Annotated in this window: 27 protein-coding genes; 19 read left to right on the top strand and 8 right to left on the bottom strand. The window is 47.4% G+C overall.

Annotation, left to right across the window (positions count from 1 at the left end):
• The first annotated feature begins 107 nt into the window (after nt 1–107).
• Together cysK and ABRS97_RS24000 are read left to right on the top strand one after the other, a co-directional pair.
• Nucleotides 108–1,097, top strand: coding sequence for a cysteine synthase A (cysK, locus tag ABRS97_RS24005; protein WP_367818214.1), 990 nt, complete (start codon nt 108–110; stop codon nt 1,095–1,097).
• Nucleotides 1,098–1,109: 12 nt separating this feature from the next.
• The gene (locus tag ABRS97_RS24000) at nt 1,110–2,153 is read left to right on the top strand and encodes a 1-aminocyclopropane-1-carboxylate deaminase/D-cysteine desulfhydrase (protein WP_367818212.1); all 1,044 of its coding nucleotides are present in this window, start codon (nt 1,110–1,112) and stop codon (nt 2,151–2,153) included.
• 880 nt (nt 2,154–3,033) lie between these two features.
• Here ABRS97_RS24000 and ABRS97_RS23995 read toward each other — a convergent pair.
• Nucleotides 3,034–4,377: an LLM class flavin-dependent oxidoreductase gene (locus ABRS97_RS23995; RefSeq protein ID WP_367818210.1), complete on the bottom strand. Its 1,344-nt coding sequence runs from the start codon at nt 4,375–4,377 to the stop codon at nt 3,034–3,036.
• Between the two features lie 354 nt (nt 4,378–4,731).
• Between ABRS97_RS23995 and ABRS97_RS23990 the strand changes: the two genes are divergently transcribed.
• Nucleotides 4,732–6,003 (top strand): MFS transporter, encoded by a 1,272-nt coding sequence (locus ABRS97_RS23990; RefSeq protein ID WP_367818208.1) that lies wholly within the window; start codon nt 4,732–4,734, stop codon nt 6,001–6,003.
• Between the two features lie 67 nt (nt 6,004–6,070).
• Here the strand turns inward: ABRS97_RS23990 and ABRS97_RS23985 are convergent, their stop codons facing one another.
• From ABRS97_RS23985 to ABRS97_RS23965, 5 genes are all read right to left on the bottom strand, one after another.
• On the bottom strand, nt 6,071–7,291 hold the full coding sequence (locus ABRS97_RS23985) for an MFS transporter (RefSeq protein ID WP_367818207.1): 1,221 nt from the start codon (nt 7,289–7,291) through the stop codon (nt 6,071–6,073).
• 67 nt (nt 7,292–7,358) lie between these two features.
• Nucleotides 7,359–7,640, bottom strand: coding sequence for an ArsR/SmtB family transcription factor (locus ABRS97_RS23980; RefSeq protein ID WP_367818205.1), 282 nt, complete (start codon nt 7,638–7,640; stop codon nt 7,359–7,361).
• Between the two features lie 91 nt (nt 7,641–7,731).
• Entirely contained in the window at nt 7,732–8,427 is a 696-nt protein-coding gene (locus tag ABRS97_RS23975; protein WP_367818203.1) for a 4'-phosphopantetheinyl transferase family protein, read from the bottom strand.
• Between the two features lie 158 nt (nt 8,428–8,585).
• Nucleotides 8,586–9,767 carry an NAD(P)/FAD-dependent oxidoreductase gene (locus ABRS97_RS23970; protein ID WP_367818201.1) on the bottom strand — a complete coding sequence of 394 codons (1,182 nt, stop codon included), beginning with the start codon at nt 9,765–9,767 and terminating at the stop codon, nt 8,586–8,588.
• A 21-nt stretch (nt 9,768–9,788) separates the two neighbouring features.
• Nucleotides 9,789–10,220 carry a DUF1641 domain-containing protein gene (locus tag ABRS97_RS23965; RefSeq protein ID WP_367818199.1) on the bottom strand — a complete coding sequence of 144 codons (432 nt, stop codon included), beginning with the start codon at nt 10,218–10,220 and terminating at the stop codon, nt 9,789–9,791.
• A gap of 315 nt (nt 10,221–10,535) precedes the next feature.
• On the opposite strand from ABRS97_RS23965, the gene ABRS97_RS23960 reads away from it, so the two are divergent.
• The 8 genes from ABRS97_RS23960 to ABRS97_RS23925 all read left to right on the top strand — a co-directional run bounded on the left by ABRS97_RS23960 (nt 10,536) and on the right by ABRS97_RS23925 (nt 17,948).
• Nucleotides 10,536–11,060 carry a DoxX family protein gene (locus ABRS97_RS23960; RefSeq protein ID WP_367818197.1) on the top strand — a complete coding sequence of 175 codons (525 nt, stop codon included), beginning with the start codon at nt 10,536–10,538 and terminating at the stop codon, nt 11,058–11,060.
• Between the two features lie 42 nt (nt 11,061–11,102).
• The gene (locus tag ABRS97_RS23955) at nt 11,103–11,225 is read left to right on the top strand and encodes a cytochrome c oxidase subunit 2A (RefSeq protein ID WP_367818196.1); all 123 of its coding nucleotides are present in this window, start codon (nt 11,103–11,105) and stop codon (nt 11,223–11,225) included.
• A 26-nt stretch (nt 11,226–11,251) separates the two neighbouring features.
• Nucleotides 11,252–11,722 (top strand): cytochrome c oxidase subunit II, encoded by a 471-nt coding sequence (locus ABRS97_RS23950; protein WP_367818194.1) that lies wholly within the window; start codon nt 11,252–11,254, stop codon nt 11,720–11,722.
• Between the two features lie 30 nt (nt 11,723–11,752).
• Nucleotides 11,753–13,417 carry a cbb3-type cytochrome c oxidase subunit I gene (locus tag ABRS97_RS23945; protein ID WP_367818193.1) on the top strand — a complete coding sequence of 555 codons (1,665 nt, stop codon included), beginning with the start codon at nt 11,753–11,755 and terminating at the stop codon, nt 13,415–13,417.
• A 280-nt stretch (nt 13,418–13,697) separates the two neighbouring features.
• Nucleotides 13,698–14,201, top strand: coding sequence for a hypothetical protein (locus ABRS97_RS23940; protein ID WP_367818192.1), 504 nt, complete (start codon nt 13,698–13,700; stop codon nt 14,199–14,201).
• 871 nt (nt 14,202–15,072) lie between these two features.
• On the top strand, nt 15,073–15,492 hold the full coding sequence (locus ABRS97_RS23935; RefSeq protein ID WP_367818190.1) for a cytochrome-c oxidase: 420 nt from the start codon (nt 15,073–15,075) through the stop codon (nt 15,490–15,492).
• Between the two features lie 268 nt (nt 15,493–15,760).
• Complete coding sequence (locus ABRS97_RS23930; protein WP_367818189.1) at nt 15,761–16,849, top strand: glycosyltransferase family protein; 1,089 nt, start codon at nt 15,761–15,763, stop codon at nt 16,847–16,849.
• 13 nt (nt 16,850–16,862) lie between these two features.
• Nucleotides 16,863–17,948 carry a glycosyltransferase WbsX family protein gene (locus ABRS97_RS23925; RefSeq protein ID WP_367818187.1) on the top strand — a complete coding sequence of 362 codons (1,086 nt, stop codon included), beginning with the start codon at nt 16,863–16,865 and terminating at the stop codon, nt 17,946–17,948.
• Here ABRS97_RS23925 and ABRS97_RS23920 read toward each other — a convergent pair.
• Complete coding sequence (locus ABRS97_RS23920) at nt 17,923–18,303, bottom strand: hypothetical protein (RefSeq protein WP_367818185.1); 381 nt, start codon at nt 18,301–18,303, stop codon at nt 17,923–17,925. The two genes, ABRS97_RS23925 and ABRS97_RS23920, sit on opposite strands and share 26 nt — an antisense overlap.
• A 185-nt stretch (nt 18,304–18,488) precedes the next feature.
• On the opposite strand from ABRS97_RS23920, the gene ABRS97_RS23915 reads away from it, so the two are divergent.
• The 8 genes from ABRS97_RS23915 (at nt 18,489) to ABRS97_RS23880 (ending at nt 22,948) form a co-directional block, all read left to right on the top strand.
• Complete coding sequence (locus ABRS97_RS23915) at nt 18,489–18,971, top strand: MarR family winged helix-turn-helix transcriptional regulator (RefSeq protein ID WP_367818183.1); 483 nt, start codon at nt 18,489–18,491, stop codon at nt 18,969–18,971.
• Nucleotides 18,972–19,041: 70 nt separating this feature from the next.
• Nucleotides 19,042–19,578 (top strand): HXXEE domain-containing protein, encoded by a 537-nt coding sequence (locus tag ABRS97_RS23910; protein ID WP_367818181.1) that lies wholly within the window; start codon nt 19,042–19,044, stop codon nt 19,576–19,578.
• Nucleotides 19,579–19,663: 85 nt separating this feature from the next.
• Entirely contained in the window at nt 19,664–20,869 is a 1,206-nt protein-coding gene (locus ABRS97_RS23905) for an ArsA family ATPase (RefSeq protein WP_367818179.1), read from the top strand.
• Nucleotides 20,866–21,114: a hypothetical protein gene (locus tag ABRS97_RS23900; protein ID WP_367818177.1), complete on the top strand. Its 249-nt coding sequence runs from the start codon at nt 20,866–20,868 to the stop codon at nt 21,112–21,114. The genes ABRS97_RS23905 and ABRS97_RS23900 overlap by 4 nt, the downstream gene beginning before the upstream one ends.
• Before the next feature lie 123 nt (nt 21,115–21,237).
• Entirely contained in the window at nt 21,238–21,690 is a 453-nt protein-coding gene (locus ABRS97_RS23895) for a DUF3995 domain-containing protein (RefSeq protein ID WP_367818176.1), read from the top strand.
• Between the two features lie 66 nt (nt 21,691–21,756).
• Nucleotides 21,757–22,083 carry a hypothetical protein gene (locus tag ABRS97_RS23890; RefSeq protein ID WP_367818174.1) on the top strand — a complete coding sequence of 109 codons (327 nt, stop codon included), beginning with the start codon at nt 21,757–21,759 and terminating at the stop codon, nt 22,081–22,083.
• Between the two features lie 19 nt (nt 22,084–22,102).
• On the top strand, nt 22,103–22,558 hold the full coding sequence (locus ABRS97_RS23885) for a hypothetical protein (RefSeq protein ID WP_367818172.1): 456 nt from the start codon (nt 22,103–22,105) through the stop codon (nt 22,556–22,558).
• A gap of 81 nt (nt 22,559–22,639) precedes the next feature.
• Nucleotides 22,640–22,948: an MGMT family protein gene (locus tag ABRS97_RS23880; protein WP_367818170.1), complete on the top strand. Its 309-nt coding sequence runs from the start codon at nt 22,640–22,642 to the stop codon at nt 22,946–22,948.
• On the opposite strand, the gene ABRS97_RS23875 is transcribed toward ABRS97_RS23880, so the two are convergent.
• Nucleotides 22,945–23,949 (bottom strand): zinc-binding dehydrogenase, encoded by a 1,005-nt coding sequence (locus ABRS97_RS23875; RefSeq protein WP_367818169.1) that lies wholly within the window; start codon nt 23,947–23,949, stop codon nt 22,945–22,947. The genes ABRS97_RS23880 and ABRS97_RS23875 overlap by 4 nt on opposite strands.
• Between the last annotated feature and the right edge of the window lie 12 nt (nt 23,950–23,961).

The raw sequence follows: 23,961 nt of genomic DNA, 5'->3' as shown, positions 1-23,961 counted from the left end.
TTGAATGAGCTGAGATACAGGTTTCCCCTAAGGAGGTCTGTATTTTTTTCATATGGAAATGCTTTGTCTGCTGGTGCCCAGCGCTCAAATTGAAGGAGGGAAATCCTGTGGGAGACAGAAAGAAGCTTAGTGACAGTATTCTTGATTTGATCGGCCAAACTCCGCTGGTGCGCATTAACAAGCTTGTTCACGAAGAGGATGCGGAGATCTATTTGAAGTTAGAATCATTTAATCCAGGCGGCAGCGTGAAGGATCGTACGGCATACGGCATTATCCGGCAAGCGGAAAAAGACGGAACTTTGCAGCCTGGAGGCACAATTATTGAGCTTACCAGCGGCAATACAGGGATCGGGCTGGCCTCGATCGGAGCTGTTCTTGGCTATAAAACCATTATTTATATCCGTGAGAAATATAATAAAGAGAGATTTGATCTGCTGCGCGCGTTTGGGGCGCAAATTATTACGTTTGGCGCAGACGAAGAGCTGGAGGCGGTAAAGGAGCGTGTCGAAGAGCTTCATCGCAACACGCCCAACAGCATTATCGCCAGACAAGCCGAGAATCCAGCGAATCCAGCTATTCATCGACAGACGACTGCGGAAGAAATTTTGGAGCAAACCGATGACCATATCGATGCCTTCGTGGCTACGTCCGGTACAGGAGGCACGATAACGGGCGTTGGTGAACGGCTTAAAGAAGTCGTGCCGGGTGTGAAGATTTATCTGGTGGAATCTGAAAGTTCCAAAGTGATCGAAGGAGAAGAGCCAGGGGAGCACAGCATTTATGGCATTAGTCCGCCGATGCTTCCAGAAGTGCTGAACAAAGAGATTTTAGAGGAAATCATTCATATTTCTGATGCGAACGCTTGGGAAACATCGAGGGATTTGGCGCGTCAGGAAGGCATTCTCGCAGGTCCGTCGACAGGAGCCGCCGTATGGGCTGCCCTGCAAGTCGCCCGTAAGCTAGGCAAAGGCAAACGCGTTGTCGCGCTCGCGCCGGACACGGGGGAGCGTTATTTGAGCATCGGCTTATTCGATGAGGAATTGAACTTGCCGAATCTGACCAAGCAGCCTGTTGAGGCGGCCTCATCATCCCATTAGGAGGATTGGATAATGGCACAAGACGTAACAGCGTTACCCCGAGTGGCTTTAGGAGAATGGCCTACCCCTTTGCAGGAGGCAAAGCGTCTGTCTGAGCTATTGGGCAGCAGAGTGCTTGTGAAGCGCGAAGATTTATCAGGACTCGGCGCAGGAGGAAATAAAGCGCGGAAACTGGAGTATCACCTGGCGCAAGCGTTAGCGGAACAAGCGACACATATCATTACGACTGGCGCCGCCCAATCGAATCATGCACACCTGACTGCTGCGGCCGCCAGAAAGCTCGGTTTGAACGTTCATTTGGTCTTAAATGGTCCGGAAGGCGTCCCTTTCACTAGCGGCAATCTATTATTGGATCAAATCTTGCAAGCGGACGTTACTTTCGTTGAAGCTCCAGTCGGCCCAGTCGGTCAGGATTTTATTAATAAAAAGATGCTGGAAGTTGCCGAAGGCATTGCCCAAGCGGGAGGCAAAGCTTTCATTATTCCCGAAGGCGGTACGGACGCGTTGGGTACGGTAGGCTACATAACCGCGCTGCAGGAGCTCGGATCGCAATTAGAGCAATTGAGTCCTAAAGTTAGGCGGGTGCTTGTTGCGGTAGCAGCGGGGACTTGCGGCACGTTTGCCGGATTGATTTCGGGGACGCTGCTTGCGTCATTTCCGTTTGACATTGATATTCTGGGAGTGAGCATCAGCGGCTTTTCGGACCTTAAACGGGCGAAGACGGTCAAGCTTGTGAACGATGCACTTCGGTTAATAGGTTCTGGAACTTCGATACGTTCAGAGAAGATCTGGCTCGAAGACCGTTTTGTCGGTAAGGGGTATGCCCAAATGACGGAGGAGGGTAACGAGGCGATCCGCATCACGGCTCAAGCGGAAGGCATATTTCTCGATCCCGTTTATACGGGGAAAGCGATGGCAGCATTAATTGCCAAAGGACGTGCAGGCGAGCTGAGCGGGTATGATGCAGTCGTTTTTGTGCATACGGGAGGCCTTCCTTTGTTGTTTCATTACGGCGATGATTACATCGATCATAGTTCCGCTAAATTCACCGTCTAGGCCGGGCAAGGGTAATTTGCCCACCACAGATCGTGCAAAAAATAAAAGACCTGAAGCAGAGCCTCAGGATCTTTTGGACAAAAGCCAGCATGTTTAAACCATTTACAGAACTAAAATATTAGGGATACCCGTTCTAATACGTCAGAAAGTATATGTCGTCAGCTATGTGTGTGACGAGCTCGCAGAGCGGAGATTTCGCACGCATCGTGTCGTATGAGCATTTGACAGGATAGACGTAGAAGATCCGGAAGTGCGACAGCGGTTTGGCGTATTGAAATACCGCCTCGATCTGCGAGAGATCGTCTATTGGCACGGGTGAGCGGAACGTAGGTGCGTTATGAGGCGGTATTTTCGGTCGTAGGGACGTTTCGCGGAACTACCGTGCGTTATGAGCAAGAAATGCTGGACTCTTGGTATATTTTCGCTCATTTAACGCACCCTAGTTCCGCTTCAGGGGGAGAAAAGGGACGTTGCCGTGGAATAAGGCATCGTTGTTCCGTCGAAATCGCTGTGCATGGGGCATGGGAGGTCTGGAAGTACCTCCTCTCCTCGGGCGCGTTGTGTCGCTTCCGCATGGCGGCTGTTACACGTTTCTTGCGAAGGCGAAATGTAACCGGAACACCCAATTCCCTCCCCATGCCTTTTAGAAAAGGACCTGAGGCTCAGCCGGGGCCACTGAAAAAGTCCGCTCTTCTAAAAATAATAAAATATTAGAAAAAACGAGCCTATAGAATCGCTTCTAAGGCTCGTTTCGTATTTAGGGAGACATTTTTGATCCTCCTAAATTCTTGATTTTTTCAAAACATTAGTTTTTCAGTGGCACATGCACAGCCTCAGGCCCTTTTGGTATTGCATGTTCCCTACACTAATCCAGCACTGCTTAATGATACAGCTTCGCCTTCGCAAATGAGTTCGCGGGCATGGGCAGCCCATAATGATCGCGCAGCGTTGAACCTGTATACGCTGTGCGGAACAATCCTCGCCGCTGAAGCTCAGGCACGATCAGCTCAAGAAAGTCATCCAGCCCGCCGTTCATAAGCTGCGGCATAATATTAAAGCCATCGGCAGCTTTGCCGGTAAACCATGCTTCCAGCTCATCCGCGATTTGCTTCGGCGTACCGGCGATGGTTTTATGCCCGCGTCCACCTGCTAATTTCAGGAGCAACTGCCTGATCGTTAATTGTTCTCGGTCGGCCAGCTCTTTGATCAATTGTGTACGGCTTTGATGGCCGGCAATCTGATTCGTGTCAGGCAATGTGGGCAGCGGGCCATCGAGCGGATAGCCGGTAAGGTCGAATCCTATCCGGTTGGAGAGCTGCATCAGGCTGTAGACCGGATTGGTCAGCTCATGGAGCTCGGCTTCCTTCGCTTTCGCTTCGGCCTCGGTTGCTCCGATAACAGGGCAGATGCCGGGCAATATTTTTACATGCGCCGGATCCCGCCCGTTCAGGAGCACACGCCTCTTTACATCTGCGTAAAAGGCCTGTGCATCTTCTAGCGTTTGCTGTGCGGTAAAAATCGCTTCCGCACTCTGGGCGGCAAAATCACGCCCATCCTCGGAAGAGCCTGCTTGCACAAGGATAGGACGTCCTTGCGGCGAGCGTGCTGTATTCAGCGGTCCGCGTACGGAGAAGTACTTTCCTCTGTGATGCAACTCATGCACTTTGTTTTTGTCGGCATAGATTCCCGATGACTGGTCAAGAATCAAGGCGTCATCTTCCCAGCTGTCCCACAGCTTGGTTGTGACTTCTACAAATTCCTTCGCACGCTCATACCTTTCATGATGCTGGCTTATTCGATCATGGCTAAAGTTCTGGGCTTCGCTGTCAGTGCCTGAAGTAATGATATTCCAGCCTGCCCGGCCATGGCTCAGGTGATCCAGTGAAGCGAACATGCGGGCGACATGAAACGGTTCGTTGAAACTTGTTGAAACGGTGGCAATAAGGCCTATTCGCTTCGTAACAACAGCAAGGGCGGACAGGAGCGAGATTGGTTCGAAACCGCCAAGTGCGCCATATTGAACGGCTGTTGGCGAGTTCGCATAGCGGTCTGCAATGAATAATGAATCCAGGTTAGCAGCTTCTGCTTTCCTTGCCAGTTGCTGATAGTGTGCAAATTCGTGGACACCGCTAAGATCTGAGCTTGGATGCCGCCAAGCCGCCTCGTGGTGCCCCATACTGACAAGAAAGAGGTTTAAGTGAAGCTGTCGAGGTTGTGCGTTCAATTTCAACACCCTTTACAATTGGCTTATGGATGACGGAATACAAACAAAAAAGCTCCGCAAAACTACCGGTGATTACACGGGCAGCAAGGGAGCCTTTGGTGGACCATTGGGCGTATATGGCTGTTGAAAGTCATGTTAACAGATTTAATCCGACTATACAAGTGGGCAAAATAAGAAAAGTCCTGATTTACTTTTTATTGACAATATTTAGTCGGGGAATTATATTTGTTGTACATACAAAATTGGAAGATGTGCATGGGTTGAAAGCATCAACAATTGCTTGTTTTTCACGGCAAACTGCCTAGGCAAGCAATAACAACAATGGCTAAAATGGCGTTGAAGGGTGGAGATCAAATGAATACAGATGTGAAATCATCAAAAGTTTTTTATGGATGGGTGGTTGTCCTCATTACCTTTGTAACTCTGCTGGTATCGGCGGGAATCCGTTCTATGCCGAGCATCTTCATGCTTCCGTTTGAAAAAGAATTCGGATGGAATCGCGGCGGGATATCCGGCGTTATATCGATGGGTATATTTTTATATGGATTAGTAGGGCCATTCTCGGCCGCGCTGCTGGCGAAGTTCGGTATTCGCAGAGTCATGGTAGTGTCGCTCGCTGTCCTGGCTGTAAGCTTGCTGATAACCCCTCAAATGAAGCACCTGTGGCAGTTTGAAATTTTATGGGGGCTTGTGGCAGGGCTCGGGACAGGAATGATGGCGAACGTGCTGGGCGTTACGGTTTCCAATCATTGGTTCGTGAAGCGAAAAGGACTCGTCGTAGGATTGCTTACAGCGAGTGCGGCTACCGGGCAATTGTTATTCCTGCCTTTGCTGGCCAAAATTACGGTAGAAGTCGGCTGGCGATCTGCGATTTATACAGCAGTGGCATTTATTGTTGTTCTGCTTATCATTGTTGCCATTTGGATGCGAAATCATCCCTTTGATATCGGTGCTGCGGCTTATGGATCCGACGAGCTTGTGCGACCTGCTTTGTTTAAGGGGAGCATCTTTTGGACACCGCTGCGTACACTTCGATCGGCGTTAACCAATAAAGCTTTTTGGCTGCTGGCGGGAACATTTTTCTTCTGCGGTTTCTCGACAAATGGGTTAATCGGCACGCACCTGATTCCCGCCTGCGGTGATTATGGAATTCCTGAAGTGATGGCAGCGGGACTGCTCGCTTTGATGGGGATGTTCGATCTTGTAGGCACAACCCTTTCGGGCTGGCTCTCAGATCGGTTCGACAGCCGATGGCTGCTGTTCTGGTATTATGGCCTTCGCGGTCTTTCCTTACTGTTCTTGCCGTATGCGCTCGATTCAAGTCCAACGTCATTGCTGATTTTTTCCGTGTTTTATGGCCTTGATTGGATTGCTACCGTACCGCCAACCGTTAAACTGGCATCGAAAGAATTTGGCAAAGAACAAGCGGGGATGATATTCGGCTGGATCGTTGTGTCTCACCAAATGGGCGCTTCAGCAGCCGCTTATGGGGCAGGAGTAGTAAGGGAGTGGATGGGATCGTACTCACTTGCTTTTATGAGCGCTGGCTTCGTCTGCTTATTTGCAGCATTAATGGCTATGCGGTTATCCAAAAACAGTGCTTCGCATCAGCAAATACACGCGTAAAAATAGCCCGATAGCCATCTTGATCAGACGGTATATCGGGCTTTGCATGATGAGCTGAGAGCGGTACTCACACGGGGTTCCTGGTGTTAAGAGCTTCTGCTTTGTGCAAAATGGTTTCTTCTGTCTGCCGGAGGGAGCGGCGCGAACGCGACTGTCCGAGAGAAGCGGCAGCAATACCTGCCGCGATAACGACAGCCGCTGCTCCGATCCAACTGATGGCTGCCAGTGACGCTTGCTGAATGACGATGCCGCCAATTCCCGCACCTGCGGCCATGGCAAGCTGTATCGCCGAACTGTTTAGGCTAAGCATGATGCCGGAAGCTTCTGGAGCAAGCGAAATTAAATAAAATTGCTGGGTAGGGCCGGATGACCAGGCTGACATGGACCAGAGCAAGAGCAGAGGGAACACGACAGCAGGAGAGTGCGCCGCTAACGAAATGGCGATAAGCGCAACCGCATGGAGCAGCATGCCACCGATCAAGGTGCGGGGAACGCCCCATTTATCTGTGCTAAAGCCTCCGAATTTGGAGCCGATCAAGCTGGCAATACCGAAAGCGAACAAAGCTATGCTTACTATTTGTTCATTCATGCCCGTAACGCTAAGCAGAAATGGCGATATATACGTATACACGGTGGAATATCCGACAATCCAGAAAAAAGTGATGGATAAAGCAACGACGATTCTCGGTTCCTTCAGCAGCGCTAATTGCTTGAGAAGCGGCACGGGTTCCTCCCCGTCCGTTCGCGGAATCGCAAACGCAACCAGAAAGATGGCGACGAATCCGAGCACACCGATTCCTCCGAATATCGTCTTCCACTCATAGGAGGAAGCAACGATCCGCCCAAGGGGGACACCCACGATGAGAGCAGTGCTGAAGCCCATGATAAGTGTCGCAATGGCGCTTCCCTGTTTACCCGGGGAAGCTAGTTTGGATGCTACCGTTAAGGCTGTAACAACAAAAACGCCGGAGCTTAAAGCTAGAATGATGCGCGAAGCGATGAGCGATTCAAAACCGGACAACACGACGGCGGCGACGTTCCCGATGACGAAAAGGCTGAGTGCGTACAGCATCAGCTTACGCCGCTCTACGCGTGCCGTAGCCGCCATCAGGAAGGGGGTGCCGAAAGCGTAAGCGAGCGAGAAAACAGTGATGAGCTGACCTGCCGCGGCAACTGAAACCCCGATATCCTCGGCGACCTTATCTAATATTCCTGCAATGATAAACTCCGATGTTCCTACCAAAAAACTGACGATGGCCAACATGTATATTTTCCATGTGTTCGACATTCATGCACAGCTCCTTCCAAAATTTTATATTTTATATTTCTAAAAATATAGAAATAAAACAAAAAAATTATTCCAACAGGTAGGGGGCATACTTTTGAGCGATATCGCGGTTTACGCTGTAGTAAATGTATGTTCCGTCTTTGCGGAGGTCCAGCAGACCGCAGTCGGTCAATTGCTTCAGATGGTGCGACAAGGTTGAGCCTGCAATGGATTCCAGCTTGCCTGCAATGGCAGAACAGCACAAATGACTCTCGTCGGTAAGCAACAGAGCGATTTTAAGCCGGGTTGGTTCTCCGAGCGCTTTATATACTTTGACGGCTTGCCGTACGTCTGCTTTTTCCTCAACCATTGCGATCTCACCTTTGCTGGAATTGTTTTTTTGTTGTTTCTATATGTATCGAAATTAGAGTATCACAACTTATGATAAAAGTAAATAAGGTTTATCCACCGTTCAGCATCAAATAAGTTAGGCATGCTTCTGTGCCTGTGAGCTGTGTTGGAGCGGCTGCGAAGTGCTTATGCATGGAACATGCCGCTAACTTGTAATTTGGATCGATAGCGTAATGCTGATAGAAATATTGATCTTCCGGGTAATCCGCGCTCGTGAAGCGGTAGCCTCCATCCGCTTTCGTGAACGAGAAGGAATCAAGGGGAATGGAAAGACCTTTACCTACGGCTTTGATAAAACTTTCTTTTAAGGTCCAGAGATCGAAAAAGTAAGAGATACGTTCATGCTGCGGCTGGCGCATCAAATCTTCATATTCATTCTTTGCAAAGTAACTCTTGGCGATTGCTAGATCGATAGCGCTTATTTCTTCCACATCGATGCCAACAGGATAGGAATCGAAGAGACAAGCGACCCACTTCCCGGAGTGGGAGACATTATAATGGAGATTGAATGGGCCAGCCAAATAAGGTTTGCCATATGGACCTGTCTTAAACTCGATATCTTTATCAGCTTGGTGCAAGGTTTGCATGATATAGGTCCGCACTGTGATTTCTCCCAGTAAAGTCCTTAATTGATCCGATTCCCGGCGATATTTGCGGATTTTCTCTTGTTTGTTGTGCGGCAGGCAGGCCAAGACTCTTTCAAACAAAGCACGATCGATCTCATCAAGATGCGAAATGATGATCAATTTCTGGATATAAACCACCTTTTTCCTTTAAGCATTCTGTAAAATAGATCCCCTAACTATTAATTCAATAGGATAGAAGGAATTCCTCTAATCAAAAAAGGATGTCCCCTAAGCCGGAATAGGCTGAGGAACATCCTTTTTATATTCATGATTTGTATCTAGTATGCCAATGCGAAAAGGCCATGTATATGGGAGAGGTAACGAATGTTACTTGCTTCTTTCATCAGGGAAGCCGGTAAGCCTTTAAGCTGCGTGCTGTTGCCGCCGATTGTACCAATACCGTCTTTGCGGCCCAGGCTGCCGAGCGTTCCGGAGAAAACAGGCACGAATTTGTCCATAACGCCGCCTTTCAATTGAACGGACAGGTTGTAACCGACGGTTTCACCCATTTGCCAAGCCAATTGAGCGGTTGGAGGATAAGGACGGTCTCCGCCTTCCGGGAACACAACGGCGCAATCGCCTGCAAGGAAAATATCAGCGTGCGATGTGGATTGCAGCGTTGAAGTAACGGTAGCGCGGCCGCGGTCTTCTGCGATTCCACAGCTTCCGACAACAGGGTTGCCTTTCACGCCGCCAGTCCAGATGATGGTGTTGGACTCGATGGTTTGTCCGCTTTTGAGCGAAACTGTGTTCTTCGTAGCTTCAGTAATCGCAACGCCAGTAAGGAACGTAATGCCACGTTTCTCAAGGCTTGATACCGCGCGTTCGATCAGAACTTTAGGGAAAATAGGGAGAATGGCTGGGCCGGCTTCTACGCAATATATAGAAATATCGGAGAAATCGATCCCTTTGCTGCGGCAAACTTCAGGCAGTTTATCTGCGAATTCGCCAACAAGCTCAACGCCGGTCAAGCCGCCGCCACCAACGACGATCGTTGCATCGGCTTTATTGCCGGATGCTTTATATGCATCAAGACGCGCTTCGACATGCTCGCGAATGCGGTTAGCATCAGAGGCTGATTTCAGCACGAAGGAGTTCTCTTCGAGGCCAGGAATGCCGAAGTAGTTCGTTTCGCTGCCCAGAGCAACGACAAGAGCGTCATACGTATGAACAGAACCGCTATTTAGAACGACTTGTTTGTCGTTTGGTTTAATTTCTTTAATCGTATCGACGACGATATTCACGTCTTTGTCGCCAAGCAGCTTTTGTAGAGGAAGCGCTACGGCTTTCTCCTTAATGGTGCCGCCAGCTAGACGGTGCAATTCCGTAATAATTTGGTGCGTATCATAGCGATTGATAATCGTAATGCTCGCTTCCGCAGCCGACAAATGTTTGCGAGCTGTCAATGCGGCCAACAGACCGCCATAGCCCCCGCCAAGAATAACAATTTTTTTCGACATCTCAAGCTCCCCTATCTCTTATTATTGTTTACGTTCAGCCAAAACATTCAAAAATGATTGAGCAAAACGAAGAGTTTTTTGGACTTCCGGGTCTTTCAACATTTTGAGCATCGCAAAAAGGCCGATTGTAGAACCGGCTTGAGCTTGTGAACGTTCGCCAGCTTCAATCGCAGCCGAAGCGATGTCTTTTGCTTTTTCTTGCACAGGTTTAACAAATTCGCCGATGCCTTGTGCAAAATCATTAATTAATACTTTATCGGTTGCAACGCCTTGCGCGAAATCATAGGCTTTGGTTAATAGTGTAACCATTTCCGCTAATTTAGGCAGGTTGTCCACCAATACAGTTAAGGATTGTTGCACCTCAGGCTTCAGCAATTGGTCGAGCACGTCTAACGATTTCGGTTCAGCAGCAAGGGTAGCCGCTACTTCTTGAACAGCAGGTGTTTGTGACATCTGAGTTCGTCCTCCTTTACATTGGCAAATTAGTAAGTATAGTCGCGATTGTGTGAAGAATATGCAAGACGTCGTTTCCCATGAGGTTGTAATATTTTTCACATATGAGAATGCAATATGCAATAGACAACGTCTACTAACAATCGGATTTAATCTTACTCATATTCTACAGCTTTTGACAACAATTTTATAAAAGTAAATATTTCAAATTCGTGACGATTCCTGTCTATTTGATTTTTTATGTGTGACTTTTTTCACATACGCACTTATTTTTTGGAGCTAAACTAAAGTCAGAAACGAAAGGAGATGGATCAGATGATGAAATGGTTAAGGGAAAACCGTTACGCTGCCATGTTACTGACGATCATTCGGGTATATGTTGGGTGGGAATGGATGACAGCCGGATGGCACAAAATTACGGGTGAAAAAGCATTTGATGCCGCTGGATATTTAACGAATGCGATTGCTAAGCCGGTTGTCGAAACTGGCACGACCCATGCGGTTTATGGCAACTATCTGGCATTCCTGAAACATGTTGCGCTCCCCCATGTAGGGGCATTCAACATCCTGGTTCCATGGGGAGAAATGTTAGTGGGGCTGGGTCTTCTGATTGGAGCATTGACAACGACGGCGATTTTCTTTGGCTTACTCATGAATTTCATGTATATGTTCGCCGGTACGGTTAGCACCAACCCATGGCTCGTGTTGCTTGGATTCCTGATCATTGCTGCTGGCGCAAACGCTGGCAAATTCGGTGTCGACCATCTGATTCTTCCCTATCTCCATAAATGGATGGACAAAATCATGGATAAATTTCATTTGAAGCCTAAATTACGCTAGTGGCGCTATATCGCCAAACGCAAGCAGGAGGTGGTACTTCATATGAAGCAAAAGGATGACAAGGAACCTGCGCTGAAGGGGACATTCGCGGCAGTCATGCTGTTGGGCGCTTTTCTGGTCATAAGCTGGGTGGCGGTATTTGTCCTCTTCCTGGTTCGGCAATAGAGACAATGATAAAGGTGGGTTAAAGCATGCATATTCATAGGCTTGAAAAGCTTTGGTTGACGATCGGTATCGCGACATTATTTATTTTTCTTGGCGTGCTGGGCGTTTCCGCATTTGCCATGGGCGTAAAACCGCCAAGCGAGCACCATCATCAGATTGATCCGGCAAAGGTCCAAGAGACAGCTCCTTTCGACAAGCCTGGCCTGCGGAAGACAGGTGAAAATGAATACGAGGCGGTGATGACGGCATTCACCTTTGGTTATGCGCCGGATAAAATGGAGGTTCCCGTTGGAGCCACCATCGAATTTGTCGTCACGAGCCAAGATGTTGTGCACGGGTTTGAAATCCCTGGAACCAACATTAATATGATGCTGGTTCCAGGGGAAGTCAGCCATGTGAGCCATACGTTTACGAAGCCGGGCGAATATCTCATTCTTTGCAATGAATATTGCGGCGGTGCGCACGAATATATGAAAACAACCATCATCGTAAAATAGCGAAGGGTTCTCAGAAAGGTGGAAGTCTGCATGAAGTCAGGACGACAAGAGGGGCACGATCTCAAGTTCGATCTCAAGGATGGCAAGCTCGTCGTTGCCCATATCATTGTCGCTTTCATTGCCTTGCTTATTGGCGGTATCGCAGGTTTGCTGCAAACGATGGTAAAGAGCGGCACGATCAAGCTGCCTTACGGTATCGGTTATTATGAACTGTTAACGGCGCATGGCGTTTTGATGGCGATTGTATTTACGACTTATTTCATTATTGGGTTTTTATACTCCGGGGTTTCTTACACATTAGGGGGAAAATTGCTTCCTATTGTCAACCGAATGGGGTGGTTGGGCTTCGCGCTGATGACGGTGGGCACAGCACTTGGCGTCGTGATGGTTTTGGCCGGGAAAGCCAGTGTGCTGTATACCTTTTATGCGCCCCTCAAGGCGTCGCCTTATTTCTATATTGGGTTAGCGCTCCTAGTGGTTGGAAGCTGGATTGGCGGCTGGGGGGTATTTTATCAATATAAATATTGGAAAAAGACGCACCAAGGGAAGTTGTCTCCTCTATTTGCTTTCATGTCCGTCGTTACGTTCCTGATGTGGCAAATCGCGACAATCGGCGTGGCTGCCGAAGTGCTCATACAGCTTATCCCCTGGTCGTTCGGGTGGGTGGAGACGATTAACGTGATGCTGAGCCGCACACTGTTCTGGTATTTCGGTCATCCGCTCGTGTACTTCTGGCTTATGCCTGCTTATATTTGCTGGTATGTCATTATTCCCAAAATCATTGGCGGCAAAATTTACAGTGATGCGCTCGCCCGATTATCGTTCATTCTGCTGCTGCTTTTTTCGATTCCAGTCGGCTTTCATCATCAATTGATGGAGCCGGGCATCAGCGCTTTTTGGAAGTATTTGCAGGTCGTCTTGACCTTCATGGTTGTCATTCCATCGCTCATGACGGCATTCTCCTTGTTTGCGACGTTTGAGCTGAACGGCCGGGCAAAGGGAGCTACAGGACTGTTCGGCTGGGTAAAGGTTATGCCGTGGAAAGATGTCCGTTTTTTTGCGCCTTTCATGGGCATGCTGATCTTCATTCCGGCTGGCGCCGGCGGACTCATCAATGCGAGCAATCAAATGAATGCCGTCATCCACAACACGTTGTGGGTCACCGGGCACTTTCATTTGACTGTGGCGACGAGCGTGGCACTTACGTTTTTTGGAATTACGTACTGGCTGCTGCCTGCCGTAACCGGTCGTGTACTCACGGCGCGCATGCACAAATTGGGCATTCTCCAAACGGTCATCTGGTGTGTTGGCATGTTCTTCATGTCAGGGGCCATGCATCTGGTCGGACTATTCGGCGCACCGCGAAGAACAGCCTTCACGAATTATGAAGGACACGCGGATGCGGCAGGATGGGTGCCTTATTATATGTTTATGGCTATAGGGGGCACGATACTTTTCGTCGGCGTACTGTTAATGGTGTACAATGTGTTCGCTCTGCTTAGAGCGCCGAAAGGCATAACGGAGTATCCAATCGGTGAAGCGATGGAACAAGCGGAAGCGACACCAGCCTATTTGGATCGCTGGCGCATATGGATTGGCTTGTCGATTGCTTTGATTTTGATTGCCTACACCATACCGCTTGCGGATATGATCATGCATCCGGGAGTTGGATCGAAGCCGTTTATTACCTGGTAATTGGGGGCACGAGGGTCGGGTGATTTGTGAAGGGGCTCCAATTGCGGAGCTTCTTTTCTTTTTCCTCATCGTTATTAGGGTTGAGTCTGCCTCCGGGAACGTGGTGTGACATGGTCGAAACAATTGACACGCGAAGAAAGCGAGGCATTCAAGGCGGATCGTGTTCTTGCGGGCGAGGGCGGCTGGAACCCTGTACATGAAGGAGCTTGACAAATGAGCCGCTTTCAAGTGAAATGAATAAGAGCCATAAAGCAGCACGTATCCGGGAGGTTGTCTATAGATGTCGCGCAAGTGGGAAAGAATGGTAAGCAAGAATGCGAAAAAAGCAAATAAAACACGGCTAAAACAAGGGATTCCCCCCGTATCGGATCCGAATCCGAGTCAAGTGTTCAAAGGTCGAAGCACGATATTTTCTCTCTTTTTTGTTGCTGTTTCCATATTTCTGTTGTTTTCGACAAGAACAGTGGACGGTGACAATATGTATTGGTTTACTACACTGAGTTATTTCGCTGTAGGGGTGCTCTTCTATTTCGCGCGCCGGCCGTATTTGAAGGTGAGCAAAACGACGCTTTCGAAGAGGGGATTTGCCAAGGAACTCCACTTAACTCCAGATGCGATTAAACAAATCATCCGAACGAAGGGTTCCGTGATTATCGAACTTAACAATAAATCACGTTGGGTGTACGCCAAAGTGATTAACCGATTTGATGTGGCAGCGATGGCAGACAAGCTGAAGAGCTTCGCTGAGCAACATAACATTGCCTTTGTAGATCAAAGCGTATAAGCAAGGAACGATGAGCCGTCCGGTATCCGGGCGGTTTTTTGTGCAGGAATGTTTAAATCCTTTACAGAACTAAAGCGTTAGGGATACTCTTTCGAAAGTCTATCGACGAGCTCGCGGAGAGGAGAGTCCCGCACGCATCGTGTGGTACGGGCATTTGACAGAATGGACGTAGCCGGAAGTGCCACCGCGGTTTGAAGTATTGGGAATACCGCTTCGACTGCGATAGATTGTCTTTTTGCACGGGTGAGCGGAACGTGGGTGCGTTATGAAGCGGTATTTTCGGCTGTAGGGACATTTTGCGGAACTACCATGCCTTATGAACAAGAAATGGTGAGTTTTTAGGCACATTTCGCTAATATAACGCACCCTAGTTCCTCTTCAGGGGGAGAAGATGGACGTTACCGTGGAATAAGGTATCGTAGTTCCGCCGATATTGCTGTGCATGGGGAATAGGCGGTTCGGCAGTACCTCCTCGGTTTTCTTGCGAAGCTTGCGGAGGCGAAATGTACCCGGAATCTTACAGGGGTGTTCATGGGTAGGAAAACCGGATGGAAGACAGGTTAGTTAAAAGAGAAGAAGAAGGCCGCTCAAAGTAGAACAGAAAGGGAATGGGCATGGGGTGGAGAAGCGATAGCGGTTGGAAGCCCATACCCAATCATATCCAATTCCCTCCTCATGCGTCCAGGCATGGGTTTAGACAAGGACCTGAGGCGCAGCCTCAGGTTTTACTTATGGATAAGAGACTTTTTAAGACTAATTGAAAAAATCACGATCTAAATAAGAATTTTTTGTGAAATTTTTAGTATATATATGACAACGCGCATGCTAAAATTTTCATGAATTTAAGAATATTCCGTTGGGAGAGATGGAAATGGGGCCAAAGTTAATTAAAATCGCTTCGTTGTATTTTGTAATTGGCGTGTTTTTTGGCATGTTTATGTCGATTACGCACAAAATGGAGTATGCATCGGTTCACGCTCACATTAATTTAGTGGGGTGGGTGTCGCTAGCTCTCGCTGGTTTGGTCTACAGCGTGTATCAACAAGCTGCGGAAACCAAGCTGGCCAACATTCATTTTTGGTTGCATAATATTGGGCTTCCGCTTATGATGATCGGGCTTGTCCTGTTGATCAGCGGCGTACCGAATACAGAACCGGTTATCGCAGTCGGAGGTACGTTAACGGCGATTGGCGTTCTCCTATTTGTCATCAACATTTTCAGAACGGTGAAAGCGCCTTCTATTTCAAACAACCCAACGCTTTCAAAGGAGAACAAAACAACCTCTACCTAATCCGTCAGATTAGAATGATCTAATTAAAACACTGTTGGGCAAAAAATGAATGGTGAAAGATAGGGTTCGCTTGAACACGCGCTCAGAGCGCTTCTGTGCTGAAACGAATGCTGCGCTATTTGCCATTTATGAATTAAATCTAAAAAAGGCGAGAGCACACGGGATGTGCGCTCGCCCTTTTTGCATGGGGAAGGACAACTATCATGCTCTAAGCATTATTTGCCATCATAAAATAAGCAGAAACTGCTGAATGGCAAGGAGGCACTTGATGATTAAGAAGACGAAACGCACCCTTCATATTGTCGCTAAGAAAAGCATAGAAAAAAAACGGGCGAAAACCGTACGGTTAGATTCGGTATCCGAACAACTCGTCATGGATAAAGTACTTCACGTTTTGAAGAGAATGAAGACCGCAGAACCCGTAAAACGCACAAATAACTCGAACCCGGCTCGTGTGATATATAAACAATTAAGGATACTTCTCATGTCGGCCTTGTCCGTTGATACGGATTGGCTCACGGAGCATATTATCAAAGAGGGACTGCGCCATCAGGTTAAAGAGGTCGTTTCAATGCCAGCGAATCAGGATCTGTCCGATGCACTGTCTCAGCTGAATCCCGACTTGTTATTGGTCTTGGGCAGCGAGGAGCCGATAGCTGCACATCATCTGAGGGCGCTCGAAACAGCGACTGTCTCCAAAGCGATATGGTTATCTGATGATGTTAATGTAATGGAAACTACTAAGCAAACAGCAGCTTTATTCGATTTTGTATTCACGCAAAATGTTGATCATATCCCCCAATACGAGCATGCAGGGTGTAAAAATGTCAGTTATCTCCCTTTTGCGGCAGATCACACGGTCTTTCACCCGAAGCATGTCGATGAGGCATATCAATCTGACGTTCTTCTCATCGGGGATGCAAAATCGATCCAGAGCGAACAAATTCAAGGGATACTATCAATAATCAGCAATAAAAAAATATTCGCTGCCGGAAATGGGTGGGAAGCTTATGACCCTATCCTAACGATCCAATCCAATGCTCCGCTGCAAGAGTATTACAACGGTGCGGGAATCATCCTCAATTGGCAGCCTTCCCAACGCCAGATCCTTGAAATATCAGCTTGCGGAGCTTTTCAATTCGTTGAAGAGCATCCCAATGTAAATCGCATGATGAATCCCGACGAAGATGTGATTACATTCCGTACGGCGACCGATCTGTGTGTAAAGCTTGAGTATTATATGAATCAAGCGGATCAAAGAAGAATCGTTGCAACCCGAGCGCTGATGGGAAGCAAGTATGATTACTCCTTTTCGCAAATGATTACGAAGCTGCTTGATGCGGTTTTTAATACCTAAGGAGGTAAGCCGTTTGAAACTCATCGCTTTTTTGTTGCCGCAGTTTCATCGCATCCCTGAAAACGATAGGTGGTGGGGCGAAGGATTTACAGAGTGGACGAATACGAGAAAAGCGAGTCCGCTATATGCGAATCACAAGCAGCCGAAAGAGCCGTTATATGATTATTATTACGATTTGACTGATCCTGCAACGCGAAACTGGCAGGCAGAAACAGCCAAATCGTTTGGCATCTATGGTTTCTGTTATTATCACTACTGGTTCAAAGGAAAGCAATTGCTTGAAAAGCCGTTTCAAGACATTCTTGAACTTGGGGAGCCTCGGTTTCCTTTTTGTTTGTCTTGGGCAAACGAACCCTGGACGCGCAAATGGGACGGACTGGAGCATCATCTCCTGATGCCGCAGGAATACGGGGACGAGACGGATTGGGAGATCCATTTCTATGAAGTATTAAAGGCATTCCGGGATGATCGGTATATTCGGATTGACGATAAGCCTTTATTCATTATATATCGGCCTGGGAATATTCCGCGCTGCGAGGAGATGCTCCAATACTGGAACAGTTTGGCCAAACAAAACGGATTAGCAGGCATTTTTTTTGTCCGAACTTTAGGCGGATTTAAAATCCCTAATCAAAGGGGTTTTGATGCAAGTGTGGAGTTTGAGCCGCATTATACGTTTGCGCATAACGAATCGAATCGGTTATGGAGTTATGTGCATATTGACGATAAGAAACACTTGGTGTTTGATTACGATCAGGTTTGGCACTCAATCCTAAATCGTTCTCATCATAGGGACGGGGAGCAAATTTTTCCCGGCGCCTACGTCAATTGGGACAATACGCCTCGGCTCGCTCATGAAGGACAAAGCTGCTTAGGCGCTTCGCCGGCGAAGTTCGGTTATTATTTAGCGAAGCAAATGGAGCGGGCTGTTACGCTATACAATAGCGAGTTTCTGTTTATCAATGCCTGGAATGAATGGGCGGAGGGAACGTATCTGGAGCCAGACAAGCAGCATAAATACGAATATTTGGAGGCGATCCGGAAAGCGTTAGAGACCTCAGGTTTGCAAAAAGTTACAAGGTATGGATTCCGATCGTAGGCGTTGCTCCGGAAGCATCAATGAATATCACATAATCCACGCCATCGGTTCCTCTGAGCACCAGTCCCGGCTGACCTGAAACGCTGTTCGTATGAAATTGGGCCGATACAGACGTCGATCCTCCAACTGGCAGTTGGGCTTGATTCGATACTTTCAGTCCCATATTCGCCGAGGCGATGCCGCCAACGCCCAAATTACTAACGATGGATTCACTGCCATTGATCTGCATGCTCCCTTGAATGGTTGAGCTTCCACTGACATTTAAATTGTTCTGGATCGTTTGACTTCCATTTACTTGCAAATCCTGTTGAATGGTTTGGCTGCCGGTTACCAATACGCTTGAAAATGTTGGCAAAGTTATCAGTCCTTTCAATCTTTATACGCTATAATATGTAAATCGATTAATAGTGTACTAGATTATTGCCAGCATTGCTCATAAATTTCGAGCGTGCTGGTATTTTTTATTTGCAATTACTACGAAAACGTAATAATATAGGTTTATCAAATATTTCCATTTCGTAGTAACTGGAGGAGCAACAGATGTTGGATCAGATGTTGGAGCTATTTTTACAAAACGGTCTGCGGCCCTTGAGCTATTTATCAGAAACGGCTGAGTTGGATCGGGAAGTGAACCGCTCCGAACTAACCGCACTGCTGGTGCTGCAATTTCGGGGACAGCTGACCACGTCCGCGTTGGCCTCACAATTAGGGGTTCCGCTTAGTACGACTACAAGTTTGGTAAAGAGACTTGTTCGTAAAGATCTTGTCAATCGGACCCAGTCCGCCAAAGACCAACGTATCATTCATCTCGAGCTTACCGAAAAAGGCATGCAGCTAGGGTCGGAGGCAAAGGCAATCATGGAAGCGATGTTCGCTCGTGTTCAGTCTGTCCTTAGTCAGGAGGAATTACAGCAGTTTCTTCTGCTTGCAGTGAAAGTTGGAAAGGCTATGCAAGGGAAAGAAGTTCAAGAGAATCATGTGTCAACAGATACAAAACTACGCAAAATTGTGATTGACGACTAACAGGTGCATCCTTATTTTTTGGCTATGTTAAGGGGAATGACTGTTTAATAATTACTTACAGGAGGAGAGTATGCATTGGTTAAATGAACATATAAGTCTGCATTCGCTCATTTGGTTGTTTATCGTTACATTTATGATTCATGATTTCGAAGAAATAATATTTGTAGAGAGATGGATGAACAAAAACCATGCGTCGGCACGTTTAGCACTTCCAAAGCCCCTTAGACGGAGGTTCGATTCCTTTCGAAATATTACTTCCTCACAATTTGCTGTGGCAGTTGCTTTGGAGTTTATTATTTTTATTCCAACAACGATAATGGCGGCTGATTTTCATTATTTCCTACTTTTCATAGGTTTTAATGCTATTCTTCTCATTCATGTTTTCACTCATTTATTTCAAGTCTTTTTCTTACGAATGTACACCCCTGGAGTAGTTACAGCGGTTTTTGTGACCCTTCCTTATTCTGTTTATTTATTCTACCGTTTAGCCGAAATAGGCGTTTTAAATTGGTCATTGTTTTTAAATAGTTTGAATGTTGGGTTAATCCTCCTCCCCCTTGTTATATTCGGGCATATTATTGCTAAAAGAATCATTCCTAATCAATAACAAAGAAAATCAACAATTACGTATAGCTGAGCCATTTTTTTAAGTCAATAATACGAAATCGTAGTAAAGATGGAGGGTCATAACAATGCGAATTATTATTTATACCGGTAAAGGCGGAGTCGGAAAAACGAGCGTTGCTGCAGCAACCGGAGTGAAACTAGCATCGCAGGGGCATCGTACTTTGGTTATGAGTACAGATTCAGCACATAGCTTATCAGATTCGTTTCAATTGCCTCTTGGAAGCGAGCCGGTACAGATCAGCGAAAACTTATGGGGTCAAGAGGTAGATAATTTACGAGAGACGGAGAAGCATTGGGGAGCCGTGCAGAACTGGCTATCCGGCATGATGAGCTGGGCGAAGCTAAACGATATCTCGACGGAGGAAGCACTTGTGTTTCCGGGTATGGAGGAATTGTTCAATCTTATGCAGATTAAGCAGCATGCCGTAAGCGGCGCCTATGACGCAATTATCGTGGACTGCGCTCCCACAGGGCAAACGCTAAGGCTGCTAAGCTACCCGAATTTGCTCAGGTGGTGGATGGAGAAAATTTTTCCGCATGAGCGCCGGTTGATCAAAATGGTTCGACCGATCGCAAAGGTGGTAACAGGGGGCTTAGAGCTGCCGAACGACAACGTTATGGACAGTATCGAGAAGTTTGTGCGCGAGTTGGAAGATCTACAAGCCATGATCGCGGACCATGCGGTTACGACTGTACGGATCGTGATCAATCCGGAAAAAATGGTCATCTCTGAAGCGAGACGGGCGTTTACGTATTTGAATTTGTTTGGATTCAATACAGATGCCGTGATTGTTAACCGGGTGCTTCCCGCAGAGGCGGGTACCGGCTATTGGTCGGCGTGGCGGGACATTCATGCCAAATATGAAGAGGAAATTCGCGACTGCTTCAGTCCATTGCCGATTTTCCGAATTCCCATGATGGAATTGGAAGTGCACGGTTTATCCATGCTTAAACGCATCGGAGAAGCGGCCTTTGCTGAGTGCGATGCCGAAGCGGTGCTGTTCCAGGGCAGAATTCAGGAGATTCGCAAGGCGGGGGACGAATACTACTTGGATATAGAACTGCCTTTTGTGCAAAAAGACCAGCTTCAGCTCAGTGAAAAAGGAGACGAATTGACGATCCAGGCAGGTCCCTATAAGCATAAGGTACTTCTGCCGCGATCCTTGCAGGGACGGCCAATTGCCGGGGCGCGCTTTACGGGGCAAAAGCTGTCGATCCGTTTTGGCGAACGAGCAGATGCTATTAAAAATGAGGAGGGCTATGCAAAATGAATAAGGATTGGATCAAAGTACTGGAGAGTTGGAATGAACTGCGCGAGACGATATGCGAGGCAGTTGTTCCGGCAGAGGCCGGGAAACACTTTCGTTCATCGAGAAGGGAAGCGCTGCTCGGGGTGAGAGCGATTCTAGATCATACTCTAGAGAGGTTGGATGAGCATGCAGGCGCAAGCTCGCAAGAAGGGATGTGCTCTAAGCACTCCAAGCAATCCAGTCATTCCATTCAAATTACAGAGTAGGACTTATTTTTCTGCGTTATGCATTCAACATTCCGATTTTCGCACACTCAATGGGAGGTTCCTGTTGCTTATCGTCTTCACGATCACACTAAAGCTAGAACTACTTCTCGGAGGTGTAAAACAATGAACGAACAACTGGTAGAAGCTGCAGGAATACTCGTAGCAGCAGTTCTTGCAGTAGATGGCTTGCTGCATGCTTATTGGGCGACGGGCGCAATTTGGCCGGCATCAAACAAGCTATCATTGGCTCAGGCAGTGCTCAATAGCAACAAAACGCAGCTCTTCAAACCGAGAGGTCTTATTTTACTCACTACTTTGCTCTGTCTAGGTGCTTTGATTGTGCTGGCGCGGATTCATCATCTAGGCGTTCTAGGGGATTTAATCTCGGATTCGGTACTCCAGCTTGGAATCCTTGTTGTTACTGCGGGGCTTTTACTGCGTGGTCTGGCCGGCATTGTATGGGCGCTCGGCCTTGTAGCTGCCAAGAGCAAGCTGTTTTTCAAACTAAATCTGATGGTTTACACGCCAGCTTGCCTGATACTCTTCGCTGCTGCGGTCGTTGTTGCATGTTCCTAGGTTTGAATGGGGGAGTAACCTAAATGGATTGCACAAAACCTATAGCAAGCAAATTGGAGGGGACAAATGCAAACTTTATATGCTGTGATCTCATCTTTAATCATACTAATTGGAATCATTCACTGTGGTTTAACATGGAAAATATATTCGGAAAAATCACGACTAGAGGCGCTTTGGTTTTTCGGCTGCGGGTTACTGCTGATTGTGGATGGTTTGTTTAATTTTGCGTTAATAAGTGGAAATGATCATGGTGTGTTGAAGTTGTTATGTGTTGCGAGCAACCTTATTGGCACTCTTTTTACGATAGGCGCGGCAATCCTTCTCCCTAAAGTACATGTATATGTTTTACTAGTTTTGCTTATGAGTATTTCAGTGCTTTCTGTATTCATATAAAAGAATGAGGGTGATGGCTATGATTCGATGGAGTAAGGTTATCAAGAACGGCGTTCTTGCTACGATAACGATGGAGCTGTTCTATAGAATAACGAATGTTATCTTTCATCATGGCATTGATGTGCCATACGCGAATGGAACCGTGCTCGCTCTAACTTCCCCGTTTTTGATTTATTTGGCTGGATACTTCGTTTTTTTGTTTGGTGGCGTTATGTTCTCCTTTTTCTATGAACGATTTATCCGTACCAAAAACTATGTGTCAGGTATCCTCTATACGGTATTGTTCGTCTGGCTCATTGTGGATGGGTTGATTTTTGAACCTATAGGGCCTGCAGGCATCTTAATGCTTGGCGCCGGTATAAAGGCTGCTGTGATTAATTTGATTGCACATGTTGTGTACGGTAGTGTTCTGGGATTGACATTTGCAAATGGACGACAAAAAGCACTAACAAGTAACTTTGCAGTGAATAAATAGGAAAAATATAAAGGAGGGTGTTCCTCAGTCAATTATATGACCTTTTGGACACCCTCTTTCGCCGACAAGAGAGGAAGAACGATGACTGCTTTTACAGAGAAAGTAATTGCCATTATCCAATCCATACCAGAGGGGAAAGTCATGACATACGGGCAAATTGCCCGGCTTGCAGGAAGTCCCAGAGGAGCAAGACAGGTCGTTCGCATTCTGCATGCGATGAGTAAAAAGTATCGTTTGCCTTGGCATCGGGTGATCAACGCGAAAGGGGAGATCAGCATTCCCGATGATGAAGCGTTCCACCTGCAAGCCTTTTTATTGCAAGCGGAAGGGATAGAAGTAATGAATGATCGCGAGATCAGTTTGGAACGGTATCAAGTTCAGGTAGATTAGCTGTCAGAAGGCAGTAAAAGCACTTTGCCCGCCGTCATCTGGCTGCTGTAGTGATCGATGGCCGCAGCGGCTTGATCGAGCGCAAAGGTTTGGCTGATGTCCGTTTGAATGGTGTCTCCGATCCATTTTTTCATAGAGGATTGCAGAGACAGAAGCTCTATGATCGATTGCGTCTTCACCCAATCCGATGCCCAGAATCCAGCGATGCGTTTCCGCCGGAAAACAAGATCCTCAGCTTGCACACTCGTGCTGCTGCCGCTTAGTAGTCCGAACTGGTAGAGGGTGGAACCGTCCGGCAAGGCGGAAAGCACTTGCCCTGTTAAATCGCCGCCTACTGCATCGAAGCAGATGGATGCGCCCAGTTCCTGACAGCGTTGCTTTAGTTCGGCGTCAAAGCCGGTTGACTGGCTGTTCACGACGTGTCTAGCCCCGACGTCCTGGAGAAGACGGGCTTGCTCCTCTTTTCTCACAATGCTAATAATCTCTATGCCGGAAAGCTGCCCAAGTTTTATGAGCACTTTGCCTAGTGCGCTGGCTCCTGCGGTTAGTACGATTGCTTTTGACTTTTGCTTCTTGGCTATTTTGATCATCGCAAGCGCGCTCGCGGGATTTACGAAGAAGACGGCCCCTTGCTCATCTGAAACAGAATCGGGCAGAACCATACAGGTCATCGCGCTAGCTTTGGTGTACGGCGCCCATGAGCCGTAATGCTCGGATACAAAAGCTACTCGCTTGCCTTTCAACATGCGGGCTACGATGCTGTTTCCGGTTGCGATAACCGTCCCGCACCCTTCCATACCGCCTACGCAAGGAAGTTTGCGTTTAATTCCATAGTTTCCATGAATAAATAATAAATCGGCCGGATTGATCGAAGCCGCATGAACTTTAATGAGAACTTCCTGATTGTTGATCTCTGGGACCGCTGTCTCCCCGAAGGATAAACCGGAATTCCCATTGTATGCATGGAGCATAATCGCATTCATCGTTTTCATGGTTGGCATTTGCAATCCCCT

It is taken from the genome of Paenibacillus tabacirhizosphaerae, from assembly GCF_040812395.1.
Classification (GTDB): domain Bacteria; phylum Bacillota; class Bacilli; order Paenibacillales; family NBRC-103111; genus Paenibacillus_E.
Note: the sequence above shows the minus strand (reverse complement) of the source record. Positions and strands in the feature narration are given on the sequence as shown.

Bases quoted from the DNA above. Each gene is read 5' to 3' on its own strand.
- ABRS97_RS23900 (WP_367818177.1), top strand. From the start codon at position 20,866: ATGAATAAGGATTGGATCAAAGTACTGGAGAGTTGGAATGAACTGCGC.
- ABRS97_RS23905 (WP_367818179.1), top strand. From the start codon at position 19,664: ATGCGAATTATTATTTATACCGGTAAAGGCGGAGTCGGAAAAACGAGC.
- ABRS97_RS23985 (WP_367818207.1), bottom strand. From the start codon at position 7,291: ATGTCGAACACATGGAAAATATACATGTTGGCCATCGTCAGTTTTTTG.
- ABRS97_RS23940 (WP_367818192.1), top strand. From the start codon at position 13,698: ATGTCGCGCAAGTGGGAAAGAATGGTAAGCAAGAATGCGAAAAAAGCA.
- ABRS97_RS23915 (WP_367818183.1), top strand. From the start codon at position 18,489: ATGTTGGATCAGATGTTGGAGCTATTTTTACAAAACGGTCTGCGGCCC.
- ABRS97_RS23945 (WP_367818193.1), top strand. From the start codon at position 11,753: ATGAAGTCAGGACGACAAGAGGGGCACGATCTCAAGTTCGATCTCAAG.
- ABRS97_RS23935 (WP_367818190.1), top strand. From the start codon at position 15,073: ATGGGGCCAAAGTTAATTAAAATCGCTTCGTTGTATTTTGTAATTGGC.
- ABRS97_RS23955 (WP_367818196.1), top strand. From the start codon at position 11,103: ATGAAGCAAAAGGATGACAAGGAACCTGCGCTGAAGGGGACATTCGCG.
- ABRS97_RS23890 (WP_367818174.1), top strand. From the start codon at position 21,757: ATGCAAACTTTATATGCTGTGATCTCATCTTTAATCATACTAATTGGA.
- ABRS97_RS24000 (WP_367818212.1), top strand. From the start codon at position 1,110: ATGGCACAAGACGTAACAGCGTTACCCCGAGTGGCTTTAGGAGAATGG.
- ABRS97_RS23950 (WP_367818194.1), top strand. From the start codon at position 11,252: ATGCATATTCATAGGCTTGAAAAGCTTTGGTTGACGATCGGTATCGCG.
- ABRS97_RS23930 (WP_367818189.1), top strand. From the start codon at position 15,761: ATGATTAAGAAGACGAAACGCACCCTTCATATTGTCGCTAAGAAAAGC.
- ABRS97_RS23910 (WP_367818181.1), top strand. From the start codon at position 19,042: ATGCATTGGTTAAATGAACATATAAGTCTGCATTCGCTCATTTGGTTG.
- ABRS97_RS23895 (WP_367818176.1), top strand. From the start codon at position 21,238: ATGAACGAACAACTGGTAGAAGCTGCAGGAATACTCGTAGCAGCAGTT.
- ABRS97_RS23880 (WP_367818170.1), top strand. From the start codon at position 22,640: ATGACTGCTTTTACAGAGAAAGTAATTGCCATTATCCAATCCATACCA.
- ABRS97_RS23990 (WP_367818208.1), top strand. From the start codon at position 4,732: ATGAATACAGATGTGAAATCATCAAAAGTTTTTTATGGATGGGTGGTT.
- ABRS97_RS23970 (WP_367818201.1), bottom strand. From the start codon at position 9,767: ATGTCGAAAAAAATTGTTATTCTTGGCGGGGGCTATGGCGGTCTGTTG.
- ABRS97_RS23960 (WP_367818197.1), top strand. From the start codon at position 10,536: ATGATGAAATGGTTAAGGGAAAACCGTTACGCTGCCATGTTACTGACG.
- ABRS97_RS23875 (WP_367818169.1), bottom strand. From the start codon at position 23,949: ATGCCAACCATGAAAACGATGAATGCGATTATGCTCCATGCATACAAT.
- ABRS97_RS23965 (WP_367818199.1), bottom strand. From the start codon at position 10,220: ATGTCACAAACACCTGCTGTTCAAGAAGTAGCGGCTACCCTTGCTGCT.
- ABRS97_RS23885 (WP_367818172.1), top strand. From the start codon at position 22,103: ATGATTCGATGGAGTAAGGTTATCAAGAACGGCGTTCTTGCTACGATA.
- ABRS97_RS23980 (WP_367818205.1), bottom strand. From the start codon at position 7,640: ATGGTTGAGGAAAAAGCAGACGTACGGCAAGCCGTCAAAGTATATAAA.